Below are 12,656 nucleotides of genomic sequence, written 5' to 3' on the forward strand. Positions count from 1 at the left end.
GACGCCCCGCCTTTGGTAGTTGTTGGCCGACCTGGCTCAAGTCCATTGGACGGTGAAACCCTTTTCTTCGTGGCGGGCCACCTCTCATCGCAGTCCCAACCCCTTCGCAACGATGCTGCGCAGCACCTCTTTGGTGCCGCCGCGGATCGTGCAGGAGGGCGCGTTCAAGACCACGTAAGCCAAAGCCGCCCGATATGAGTCAGCGGCGCCCGGGTCTGGCTCGGCTTGCAGCGCGAGCCGCAGGATCTCGGGAATCTCCTGCTCGAAGCAGGTGCCCAGGTCTTTTACCAGCGCGGCGTGCAGTGCGGCATCCTGACCATCGGCGATCATCGTAGCCACACTGCGCGACATCCGCCGCAGCGTGGTGAGGTGGGCCACCAGGCGCCCGAGGGCCCTGGCTCCCACAGCAGACGGCTGGTTCTTCACGACACGAACGAATTCTTCCAACACACTGAGATGCGACAGGAAGCGCTCGGGCCCGCTGCGTTCAAACGCCAGCTCACTCGTCACCTGTTTCCATCCATCACCTTCGACGCCGATTAGCGCCTCGTCCGGGAGAAACGCATCCTGTAGATGCACTTCGTTGAACTCCTGCCCTCCAGCGATGTTTACGATCTGCCTGCACACGATTCCGGGCGTCTTCATGTCGACCAGAAACTGGCTCAGGCCCGCGTGGCGCTCCTGGCTTGCCGGCGAGGTGCGGCAAAGCAGGATCATGTAGTGGCTGCGGTGTGCATTCGTGGTCCAGATCTTCGCCCCGTTTACGAGCCAGCCTCCGTCTACCTTCGTGGCGCGGGTGCGTACAGAAGCCAAGTCCGACCCAGAGTCCGGCTCGCTCATGCCGATACAGAAGTAGGACTTGCCGGCGGCGATGCGGGGCAGGATTTCTTCACGCTGGCTCTCACTGCCGAACCGGAGCAGCAGTTGGCCGCTCTGCCGGTCGGCTATGGAGTGTGCAGTGATCGGAGCCCGGGCGGCGAGCAGCTCTTCCATAACCACATAGCGTTCAACGAGGCCGTAGCCGCCACCGCCATAGCGCTGGGGAAAGCCCATCCCTATCCATCCGCGCGCGCCAAGCGCTTCGCTGAATTCAGGATCGTAGCCACCAAAAACGCTGGCTGCATGCGGGTCGCCCCGCCAATCAAAATCGTCCAGGAACTCGCGTACCTCTGCTCGCAGCCGCTCGCCGACCTCCGACTGCCGCGGTGGCGGAAAGGACAGGTTGCTCATCGCGTCGCTCCTATGTCGAGGCTGCTTCTCGTCGGCGCAACTGTGCGCCAGAGGGTCTTCTCAGATTCATTGATGAGGATGCTTTCCCCAAGTAGGTCGGCCCAGAACGCTTCGCTGCCGTATTCGTCGCGCCAGGACCAGAGTCGTTTCGTGAAGCGCTGCAATTCGTGTTCCTCAGTGAAGCCGATCGCCCCGAATACCTGGTGTGCGATGGCAGCGGCTTCTCCGGCTGCTTCCCCAGTGCGGATCTTCGCGCTTGCCACTGCAACGCTGTGCATGAGTGACTCATTCTCGCCAGCGATCCAGTCGTCAATCGCCTCACTCCCGGCTTCGGTCGCTGCACGCGCGGCTGCTGCCTGGGTCGCAAGTACGGCAATGTTCTGCTGGACCGCTTGGAACTTGCCAATCGGCCTGCCGAATTGGACCCGCATGTTGGCGTAGTCCACAGTCAGGGTCAAAGCACGTTCGATGGCGCCTGCCATCAGAGCACTGCGCGTGATTGCAGCTACCGCCTGCAGCGAATTCGATTCAAACGGCGCAGGCACCACCGCATGCGGCACTACGCCTTCGAAGGCGACGTCATCGCGCGGCTCCCCTGCGAGATTGTGACCGGGCGTAATTGAGATGCCCGATGCATCGCGGGCAACTACGATCAGTTGGGCTTCCGGGCCCTCACTAATGAATACGATGTGCGTGCAGGCACTGCCCCAAGGCACCCGTACAAGTGCCCCGCCGACGTGCCACTCGTCGCCGGTGCGGGTGAGCCGGACCGGTTCCGAGAGCGACGAAAAGCCGAGAGTCGGCAGTTCTATCTCTTCAACACCTGCAAGATCAACGAGCCAGTGCCCGATCATTGCCTCGGCCATCGGCACGGCAGCTGCGTGCTTGCCTGCGATTGCCAGAAGCTCGCAGGCAACTGCCCAGCTCACGCCCACGCCGCCCTTGCTTTCAGGCACCAATGCCTTGTCAAATCCAACGCTTTTAAGGACCTCCCATAAGTCAGAGGGTCCCTCAGCGAAAATGCTCGCTGCCGTTTGATGGAGCATCTCGCGAGTTTCATCATCCATCGTTTGCTCCTTCCTTCTGTTCGCGATCGGAGGGCGCTGCGAACGTGTGTTCGACTAATTGCACTACCTGATCCTTAATTCCACGTATGTCTGCCGGCGAACCTTGTATAAGACGTTGCGATGCAAGGCCACGAAGCGCGCCCACAACGAACTCAGCTCCGAGCGCTGGATTAATATCGCGGCGCACCTCGCCCTGCTCAATTCCGATGCGAAGGTTGTCCTCCAGCCAGGCAAACATTTCGCGGTTGTATACCGCTACTACGTCGGCCGTCTCCGAGTCTTCGAGCAAGGACTCCGCCAGCAGCAACAGGAGGGTTCGGGTGTTTATCCACTTCGGATCGCTACGCCCCAGGTACACGCGGACATAGCCAAGAACCGCCTGCAGGCCGGCAGGAGGCTTTGGCGCATCTTGCATCTCCTGCGCGAACGACCGATTGATGTGCAGCGTCAGGGCACGCAACAGCGCACCTTTGCTGCCGAAGTGGTGCGCGGCTTGTCCCCGGCTGTAGCCAGCCGTGAGGCCCACCTCCGCCAAGGTCATTCCGACCCATCCTTTGCGCGAGAGCAGGGTCCGCGCTGCCGCAAGAAGCCTCATCTCAGCTTCCTCGCGCCGCTCTTGCTGCGTGCGGCGTTGGGGCGGCGAGGTCTGCGTTTCTTTGCTTGCTACGCGTTTGCTTCCCCGGACAGTCTGCCGCCGTAGCTCAGCCTCTTCTTGAACAGTCCAACTGGGTGAAGGCCATCCCGCTGCTTCTTCGACTTCTTGCCCTTTGCGCACGTCTTACTCCTTAGAACGCCCTTGCAGCATAACAACTTACTGGTCAGCAATCAAGAACTTATTTGTCGACTATCAATCAAAGAAGAATCTAGCAGCCGATCCCGGAATGCGGCTGGGTAAGCAGCGCCTGGTCCGGTGGACTTTTTAGAAGCGAATCAAGGGAGCCAGACAAACCCCACTCCACCAACCCCCGCGGTCCCTGGTGGGCCTGAGCAGGCATTCACATTGTTGGCGCCGCAACCCAAGAAAGCACTTGTGACGTGGAAAGTGTCTCAAGGGGTCCCAGGGCAAGATGGGCTCTGCAGCTGGGCCTGCCGCTTGTCCAGGTGAAACCGCTGGCCATTGACTCTTTCGGAGGCGCCCGTCCGGTCCAAATAAGGAGTGATGCCACCGAGGTGGAGCGGCCAGCCAGCGCCAGCGATCATGCAAAGGTCCACGTCCTCCGCCGATGCGACCACTCCTTCGTCAAGTAGAAGCCCGATCTCTTGCGCCAAGGCGTCCTGGACACGTTCAAGCAGTTCCTCCGAAGTCGCAGGGCTGTCAGTGAACTCCAGGATTTCCAAGGTGGACCGTGGGATGTGCGGGCTGCCATCGGATTCATCAGACCAGAACGAGGTGATGCCATGGTCTATCAGTCTCTGGAGATTAGTCGAGATGGGGAACCGGTCGCCGAAGGCGAGATGGAGGGATTCGATAACATGCTGCGCCACAGGAAGACCGATCATGGCCAAAAGCCGAAATGGCGTCATTGGCAGTCCCATGGGCTTGAGTGCCTTGTCGGCGACGTCAGCAGGGGTGCCCGCGTCAAAGGCCCTCAGGACCTCCGCAACCAGCCGCAGTAGTACACGGTTAACCACAAATCCTGTGGCATCACGGATGAGCACCGAGGTCTTTTTCAGCGTGCTACCGAGGACGAACGCTGTGGCCAAGGCTTCATCATTGGTTTTGGCTGCCTGCACAACCTCCAGCAGGGGCATGGCGGCGACCGGATTAAAAAAGTGAAACCCGATGACGCGTTCCGGGTGCAGGAGGTCTGCGGCCATCTCCGTCACCAGCAGCGAGGACGTATTGGTGGCAAGAACGCACTTTTCGGAAACGACGGACTCGACTTCTGCGAGGACCTGCTTCTTGACAGAGAGTTCTTCGAAGACCGCCTCGATCACGAAGTCAGCGTCGGCAAAGGCGGTTTTGGACACCGAGCCGCTAATAAGGGTTTTAAGGCGATCGGCGTCGTCCAGGGAGATGCGTTTGCGGGTGAACAGCTTGTCCACCTGGGCGTGGACGTCACCTACACCTCTATCTACGCGGCCTTGGTCGATGTCCGTCATCACAACGGGTACCTGCAGCTGTCGGGCAAACAGCAGGGCCAGCTGCCCGGCCATCAGTCCAGCGCCGACAACTCCGACCTTGTTGATCGGGCGGGCCAGCGCCGGATCAGGCGCATTCGACGGATTCTTGGCTCTACGCTGTAGAAGTTCAAGAAACGCATACACGGAATCCTTGAACTGCGGTGTCAGGATCAGTTCGCCGAGTGCGTTGACTTCCAAATCCGCGGATTGTGCCTGATCCAGACTCCTGCCCAGTTCGAGCAGATCCAGCAGACGAGCAGGGGCAGGTGAGGCATTGGAGGTCTTGGATGCAACGATGGCCCGACCCGCAGCCACGGCCGCATCCCATTCTTCCCGAGAGGAGCCGGCAACCGAGGCCCGCCGTCGGTCAAGTTCTTCCCGGAATGCCGTATCGGTAATAACCCGGTCAGCCCAGGCCAGTGACTGACTCAGGAAATCGGGACTGTCGAATACAGTGTCTGAAATACCAAGCTCATACGCTGACCTGCCGTCAAGAACCTTGTTGTTAGCCAGTGGGTTCTCGATCATCAACTTCACCGCATTAGTGGGCCCGATGAGCCGGGGAAGTCGGTACACTCCGCCCCAGCCGGGCACCAGGCCGAGGTAGGCCTCGGGCAGAGATATCCCCTTCGCGTCCGATGAAATTGTACGGTAGCGCGCTGCCAACGCGACTTCCAGCCCGCCGCCTATGGCCGCGCCATTGACGAAGGCGAAAGTTGGAACTTTTATTGCCGCGAGTGCGCCAAACACCTGATGTCCTAGACGTGCAACAGCTCGGGCCGACTCCAGGTCCTTCACGCATTTCAGAGACTTTAAGTCTGCGCCGGCCACAAAAAAGCGATTCTGGCCGGTGATGCCAACGCCAGCCACGCGTCCTGAGTCGACGCCCTTCGCGACTTCCGCAAGCATCCCGTGGAGTGCCTGCAGCGACTCGGGGCTAAAGGTGGCGGGCTTGCCGTCACCACCGGTCAGAGTGATCAGCGCGAAGTTGCCGGCTCCAGGCAGCTGGACCTCTGTCAATTGCACATAGGGCGAGAGCCCGCCGAGGGGCTTGGCATCCGGATCACCGGATTGAGCTTCCGTGCGAGTCGGGTTTGTCATATGTCATTCCTTAGTCGAGGGAGGCAGTAGTGGCGGTCCGACACCGTCAGATCGGCTCTCTACAGAAGGGCATCGCGAGGTCACCGGGAAACCTGGTGGGCGACTTGTGCGGCGGGGATTGCCCGGGAGGACGAGCGCCTACTTTGCGTTAGCGTCTCCGCACCTTGGGAATATGATACTTGCTTAGCAACTATGATATTACTGTAGTTTTTGGCAAGACGAGATTTAGACCGGCGCATGCCCAGGCCCGAGGCGGAACTCTCTCAGCTGAGCATCCGGTACCAGGGCTCAGTCGCTGCTCGCCTCGGACGCCAGCTTTCTGAGAACGGGAATGACTGCCTCGAGCACCCTGCGGTCTTCCGGCGTCAAGCGCTCGCTGACTGTCCGGTCCAGCCAGCCATACCCAACAGACACCTCCTGAGAAAGTTTTTCGCCGCCCTCCCGCGTAAGTTCGATCCAGACCCGGCGACGGTCCACGTCATCAGGTACGCGCGTCACAAGCTGCAGCCGTTCCAATTCCCGCGCAGCGAGCGAGATGCCCTGAGGGCTGACCCGTCCAGCCACAGCAAGTTCCGAAGTGGTGGCCCGTCCGTGCTTGGACAGATATCTGAGAATGCCCAGCTTTCCAGGCGAGAGGGTCCGTTCTACGTTCAAGCGCGCCAGTAGAGGGTGCAGCGCCTCAAAGAAGGAGTGTGTCATTTTCTTCTGGTCGATCATGCCTCGAATATACAACCGACTTGATCAACCTGCTTGCTCTTTCATGCGAAAATCCTCTCTGGCAGGGCGCGTATCGACTCCTCGCCCAGAAAGAAAACGATCGCGACGCTGGCCTCATGCGGCAACCGAGCTTGAGGTTTCGGACACGACTGGTCGGGCGTCCAGCCGTGTCCAGAATCCTGCGAGGCGGTCAACCGACTGCCGAGATCAGGCCTGAGCGTCGCGGATGGCTCGATTCACGGCGGAAATGACAGCCTTGAGAGCGGCCGTGCTTGTGTTGGCGTCGATGCCGACGCCCCACAGCACGCGCTCCCCCACTGCACACTCCACGTAGGCTGAAGCCATCGCGCTACCGCCCTCTGAGAGGGCGTGCTCGCTGTAGTCCAGCACCCTGAGGTCCACACCATCCTGCTGGAGGATGCTCAGCAGGGCAGCGATTGGGCCGTTGCCGGTACCGGTGCGCTGAACCTGCACGCCGTCTACGGTGAGTGAGGCGTGAAGCGTCATGCCGCCGTCGTCATCTGTTTCCGTCTTGACCGCGCCCAGCGAGTATCGGCCCCACTGCCCGTCAGCCTCGCGGGAGGGCAGATATTCGTCCTGGAAGATCTGCCAAAGCTGAGCGCCGCTGACTTCCCCGCCCACCGTGTCAGTGCGTCGCTGGATGACGCCCGAGAACTCGATCTGGGCACGTCGCGGCAGATCCAGGCTGTGCTCGGTCTTAAGCAGGTAGGCCACTCCGCCCTTGCCGGACTGGGAATTGACCCCCATGACTGCTTCATAGGAGCGACCCAGGTCCTTGGGGTCGATGGGCAGATACGGAACCTGCCAAGTGAAGTCGGAAACGTCTTTGCCGGCAGCGGCCGCGTCCCGTTCGAGTGCTTCGAAGCCCTTCTTGATGGCGTCTTGGTGTGATCCGGAGAACGCGGTGAAGACGAGATCGCCACCGTAGGGCGAACGCTCCGGGACGGGCAGCTGGTTGCAGTACTCCACCGTGCGCCGGACCTCGTCGATATTGGAGAAGTCAATCATGGGATCGATGCCCTGGACGAAAAGGTTCAGGCCCAGGGTGACAAGGTCCACGTTTCCGGTCCGCTCGCCGTTGCCGAAGAGGCAGCCTTCGATCCGCTCCGCGCCAGCCATGTACCCCAGTTCCGCGGCAGCAACACCCGTTCCGCGGTCGTTGTGTGGGTGCATGGACAGGATGATGGCCTCCCTGGGGTGCAGATGACGGCTCATCCACTCGATCGAATCGGCGTAAACATTGGGAGTAGCCATTTCCACGGTTGCGGGCAGGTTAATGATGACCTGCCGGTCAGCGGAGGCTTCAAAAACATCGGCCACGGCATTGCACACCCTCACCGCGTACTCCAGTTCCGTGCCCGTGAAGGATTCCGGGGAGTACTCATAGATGATATGCGTGTCAACGAGCGTTTCCTCGTATTTTTTGCAGAGCCGGGCGCCTTGGAGGGCGATATCCAAAATTCCGTCCTCGTCTTGGTTGAACACCACGCGGCGCTGCAACACCGAGGTGGCGTTGTAAAGATGGACAATCGCCTGCTTGGCGCCCACCAAGGATTCGTAGGTCCGCTCAATCAGGTGTTCGCGGGCCTGGGTCAGGACCTGGATGGTCACATCGTCCGGGATATGGTTGCCCTCAATGAGCTGCCGGACGAAATCGAAATCGGTCTGGGAGGCGGACGGGAACCCGAGCTCGATCTCCTTGTAGCCCATGCGGACCAGCAGGTCGAACATCTTCATCTTGCGCGCCGGGCTCATGGGATCGATCAGAGACTGGTTACCGTCGCGCAGGTCCACGGCGCACCAGCGGGGCGCCTTGGCGATGATTTTGTCCGGCCAGGTGCGGTCTGGCAGTTCCACCTTGATCTGGTCCTGGAACGGCGTGTAGCGGTGGGCGGGCATTCCTGAGGACTTTTGTGCGTTTTGCATTACGGGAGGCCTTTTCTTGAGATCTTCATTGAAGGGTGGCCGGGTAACACGAACTCCGCGACGAGGATGGCCTTGCGCTAGATTGCGCCTGAGGACTCGCCGCGGCAGCTAAGGGGCGGGAGCTCCGTGCGCACGATCTGAAGGTAGGACGAGTGCTCGGACGAAAGGGCGCTGCTGCTGTTGAGTCGGACACCAAGGGCCTGCAGGTCATGGACGACCATGTCGAGCATCGCACTCCTCTCAGTTGACCTGTCGCGGGATCGGTTCCGCGGTCGTCCGCGCCGGGGAGGTGGCTTCTTAGGGCCGGCGAGTTCGGATTGCGGACTTCTGGACGGGCCGTGTTTTGTCAGCTCAACCAATGGGTCGAAAAAGAGGGGCAAGCCCGGCGTGTGGGGTTCGACTGCGACCGGAAAGCTTGTTGCTGGCTCTAACTTCTTCACTGCATTTCACCTCCAGGCGCGCGTTGGTCGAGCAGTTCCGCTAAATGCAGGCTCTTGCGGTCCGGGTCCAGCTGCTTGACCTGCATGGCGCAGCTGAAACCGTCGGCCAGAACGGGGACGTCGGAGGCTGTTTTAGACAAGGCCGGAGCCAAGGCCTGTTCGGCCACCTTCATCGAGATGGCGTAGTGGTTGGCTTCAAACCCGAAGTTCCCGGCGACCCCGCAGCAGCCTGTGGCTTCGTTGACGTTTGCGACACCGAGGGCGGCCAAGGCCTTTCGTTGGACGGTGGCCCCGAAGGTGGAGTATTCGTGGCAGTGGGTTTGCACGGTGACGTCCGTCGGCACGGCAGGTGGTGTCCAGCCGCCGTCGACCCATTCCTTCACGGCCTCCGCGAAGCTCCGGATCCTGTGGGAGACGCGTTCGGCCGCTTCGCTGCCGAGCAGTTCGGGTGCGTCCTTCTTCAACGCCGCGGCGCAGCTAGGTTCAATCACCACGATGGGGGTATCGGCCCCGTCGTCGAGCTTCGCGACCGCATTGCCCATGAGCTTCTTGGCGGTGTCCAACTGGCCGGTGGAGATCCAGGTCAAGCCACAGCAAGCATCGGACTCGCAGCCGACAGTGCGACCTGTGCTTTCCATGACCCGGGCCGCAGCCCCGGCAACCTCAGGCCTGAAGCCCTTGGTGAACGAGTCCACGAAAAGGACCGCATCTGCCGGGGCCGATGAATCCGCGTAGGGCGCCAATTCCTTGCGGAGCATGGCCCGGGAGGCAAACTTCGGCATCTTCCGGTGCGTAGTCAGCCCGCCTGCTGCGGCCACCACCTTGCCCAGCGGACTGGCAAGGACTAGGTTCACGAGCGGGCTGATCAGGGTGGTCAGTTTCAGCCAGCGCGGCAACCAGCCAAGGGAGAAATGCGACATGGGCCGCAGTTTGCCCTCGTAGTAGTGGGAGAAGAACTCCGACTTGTACGTGGCCATGTCCACCCCGGCAGGGCAGTCGTTGGAGCAGGCTTTACACGCCAGGCACAGATCCAGTGTTTCCCGGACATCCTTCGACTTCCAACCTTCGTCGATGCTTTTGGCACCTCGGACCATGTCCTGCAGAGCACGGGAACGGCCGCGCGTTGAATCCTTTTCGTCCCCTGTGGCTCGGTAGCTCGGGCACATGACGCCACCGGCATCGGATCGGCACCTGCCCACGCCAATGCAGGACTGGACGGCATGAACCCACGGGTCAGCACCGGCGGCCGCGGCCTCGACCGGACGGAGCTCAAAGTGAGTTCGCCACTCGCGTTGGGGAATACCTTCGTGCGCCAAGTTGGCATCCATGGGGTCCGCATCTGTCATGGATCCTGGGTTCAGGATGCCGGCAGGGTCCCAAAGTCCACGGTAGGTCTCAAATGCTGCGATCATTTTTGGGGAATACATGACCGGCAGAAACTCCGAGCGGGCGCGTCCGTCGCCATGCTCACCAGACAATGAGCCACCGTGCCGCACTACGAGGTCAGCTGCGGCGTGGGTGAACTTACGAAAGACGCCCCGGCCCTCCTCGCTACGCAGGTCATAAGTGATGCGGATGTGCATGCAGCCTGCACCAAAGTGCCCGTACATAATTCCGGTCAACCCGAACTCAGCTAAAAGGTCACGGAAATCGGACAGATATGCGGCCAGGTTCCGCGGCGCAACAGCTGAGTCTTCCCAGCCTGCCTGTGATTCCCCGCCGCTTGCCGGCCGGGAGGAAAGACCCGCCCCGTCTTCCCGGACCCGCCAGAGGGTGGCGCGCTGGACGAGGTCTGGAACCGCGCGCCCGTCCACCATCCGTCCGTTTGCCGCCAGCCGTTCGAGGAGCCGGGACGCTTCCCCGGCTACCTGCTCGGGGTTGTCCCCGTCCAAGTCCACATAGAGGAAGGCCTTGCCTTCGGGCAGGCCCAGAACTGAATCGGGTCCGCGTCGCAACTTCATTGTGTCCACGATGGCCTCGTCAATGCCCTCGACGGCGGCGGGCGAAAATTCCAGGATGGTCTCGATATCCTTGGCGGCGTCCACGACATCGGCGTACCCGAGACACACGAGGAGGGCGCTGGGTGCTTTAGGGACGAGTTTCATGCGGGCCCGCACGACGATCGCGCAAGTGCCCTCGGTTCCCACGAAGGCTCGGGCCACGTTGAAACCATTTTCAGGCAGGAGGTTGGCCAGGTGGTAACCGGAGACCTGGCGCTGGATACGGCCCAGCTCTACCCGAAAACCTGCCAGGTTGTCCTGGGCGAGCTGCTTAAGCTCCTCCCCCAGCTCAAAGGCGCGGGAGACCGAGAAGGTATCGGCTGGGTCAGTTGCGCGCAGACCGGTCGCCGTGGCGGTCAACTGTGCGCCGTCGGAAGTGACAACGTCAATCTCCAGCACATGATCAGAGGTGCGGCCGTAGCGTACTGAGTGATTACCGCAAGCATCGTTCCCGAGTGAGCCGCCGATCGTGGCCCGGTTCTTTGACGAAGGGTCCGGTGCGAACGTGATCCTCCCACCGGTGACCCTCTCTGTCTCAACGGTCAGGTGGGAGAGGACGACGCCGGGGTCGACGTCGACGGTTTTGGTGGCCTCATCGACGCTGTTGATCCGGTTCATGTACCGGGAGAAGTCCAGAACAATGCCGGGGCCTATGGCGTTGCCGGCCATGGATGTCCCGCCACCCCGGCTCACCAACGGTGTGCCGGTTTCCCGGCATGCGGCCACCGCAGCCACGACATCCTGGACGCTTCGTGGGAAGACCACGGCAACAGGCGGAACCCTGTAGTTGGACGCGTCATAGGAATACGCGGCAATACGATGGCCCATTTCTTCGGCAAGCACGCCCGCGGCTTCCAGCCGGGCAAGGACCGGTGCACGGCCCGGTGTGGAGAGGACATCTTGAGTCATAGCGTTATCAGGCTCCAGTTTCGTCCCGGTGAAGCCGGGCACGCACGTCGGATATGCAATATTGAAAAAATCTTCTGGTGACAAACCTGTCCAGTTGGAGAGGAACATCTCCCGGAAACAGCGTGGCTGCCCGCAGCGACGTTGACGCGCTCTGGAGAGCGTCCGTCATCAGAGCGTCCGGATCACCAGCGTGGGCCACACTTGCTCCTTTGTCCTCATGACAGTTTCATCCGCTCTGCGGCACATGCGTCACGCTACGACGACTGCTCCGGCGATGCTACTGGAATTGCACCAACCCCCTCACCCAAACTCTGGTGAAAATATTGGTAGTGGGTTGGCAGTGCGGCATCCCCGAATGCGCAACTGGTATAGGCACGCGAAGCTGTATCAAGACCGCTTCCGGGTATCCGTCATGCTCAGTTGCCGCAGGCGGTGGAACTCCTCTACTTCATCAAGGCGTAGGCACACCGACTCGATTGCCCGTTTCCCCGAAAGCACTTGCTCGGTGGTGCGCATTACTGCAATTTCATCCAAAATTGCCAGCGTTGGGGGGAGGAGCTTAAGCCTTCCGGCAGCTTCGTCTGAAAGGATCCTTCGCACCAGCATCCATTGCGACGATGTTGCCTCCGTCGTGACATGCTGGGGCTCCAGATCGGGCGCTACAGCAGTCACAAAAAAGAACGTATCGAAACGTTTGGGAAAGCCCTCAGGTGTGATCCAGTTTGCCCAAGGGACCAAGTCTTCTGGTTGTAGGACAACATCGCATTCTTCTGCCAGTTCACGCACGGCGGCAGACAGGAGGCAAGCGGCAGTTTGTGGCGCACTCGTTGCATCCGTTCCAACCCTGGTCCGCCGCCATGCCACCGCCTGAGAGTCCAACAGCGTTCTGCTCAGCGCCGATGGCAAGGAGTCAGCAGCGTCGACGCGGCCTCCTGGAAATGCGACCACACCAGCAGCAAAATCCATCGTTAGTGCCCTGCGTTGGACAAAGACTTCAACTCCGTGCAGGGAATCCCGCATCAGGACCACGCTTACTGCAAGCCGCGGAACCGGTGGGTCCATTGCGCATATCTCCTCACCAGCGGTAATGCTCATTGATTCCTCCTGCCGAGTTGCCCAAC

At 60.9% G+C, this 12,656-nt stretch carries 9 protein-coding genes; all 9 read right to left on the reverse strand.

Annotated elements, in window-relative coordinates:
* Window positions 1-84: 84 nt before the first annotated feature.
* Window positions 85-1,230: an acyl-CoA dehydrogenase family protein gene (locus AC1DD7_RS23140; protein WP_477516746.1), complete on the reverse strand. Its 1,146-nt coding sequence runs from the start codon at window positions 1,228-1,230 to the stop codon at window positions 85-87.
* On the reverse strand, window positions 1,227-2,297 hold the full coding sequence (locus AC1DD7_RS23145; RefSeq protein ID WP_477516747.1) for an acyl-CoA dehydrogenase family protein: 1,071 nt from the start codon (window positions 2,295-2,297) through the stop codon (window positions 1,227-1,229). The genes AC1DD7_RS23140 and AC1DD7_RS23145 overlap by 4 nt, the downstream gene beginning before the upstream one ends.
* Entirely contained in the window at window positions 2,290-3,072 is a 783-nt protein-coding gene (locus AC1DD7_RS23150) for a TetR/AcrR family transcriptional regulator (RefSeq protein WP_477516748.1), read from the reverse strand. The genes AC1DD7_RS23145 and AC1DD7_RS23150 overlap by 8 nt, the downstream gene beginning before the upstream one ends.
* 272 nt (window positions 3,073-3,344) lie before the next feature.
* Entirely contained in the window at window positions 3,345-5,522 is a 2,178-nt protein-coding gene (locus AC1DD7_RS23155) for a 3-hydroxyacyl-CoA dehydrogenase NAD-binding domain-containing protein (protein ID WP_477516749.1), read from the reverse strand.
* A 288-nt stretch (window positions 5,523-5,810) separates the two neighbouring features.
* Complete coding sequence (locus AC1DD7_RS23160; protein ID WP_477516750.1) at window positions 5,811-6,239, reverse strand: MarR family winged helix-turn-helix transcriptional regulator; 429 nt, start codon at window positions 6,237-6,239, stop codon at window positions 5,811-5,813.
* 207 nt (window positions 6,240-6,446) lie between these two features.
* The gene (gene leuA, locus AC1DD7_RS23165; protein WP_477516751.1) at window positions 6,447-8,186 is read right to left on the reverse strand and encodes a 2-isopropylmalate synthase; all 1,740 of its coding nucleotides are present in this window, start codon (window positions 8,184-8,186) and stop codon (window positions 6,447-6,449) included.
* Between the two features lie 77 nt (window positions 8,187-8,263).
* Complete coding sequence (locus AC1DD7_RS23170) at window positions 8,264-8,416, reverse strand: hypothetical protein (protein WP_477516752.1); 153 nt, start codon at window positions 8,414-8,416, stop codon at window positions 8,264-8,266.
* Between the two features lie 206 nt (window positions 8,417-8,622).
* Window positions 8,623-11,535 carry an FAD-binding and (Fe-S)-binding domain-containing protein gene (locus AC1DD7_RS23175; RefSeq protein WP_477516753.1) on the reverse strand — a complete coding sequence of 971 codons (2,913 nt, stop codon included), beginning with the start codon at window positions 11,533-11,535 and terminating at the stop codon, window positions 8,623-8,625.
* A 387-nt stretch (window positions 11,536-11,922) separates the two neighbouring features.
* Entirely contained in the window at window positions 11,923-12,630 is a 708-nt protein-coding gene (locus AC1DD7_RS23180) for an NUDIX hydrolase (RefSeq protein ID WP_477516754.1), read from the reverse strand.
* Window positions 12,631-12,656: the final 26 nt, after the last annotated feature.

Source organism: Paenarthrobacter sp. 10L412 (assembly GCF_056395565.1).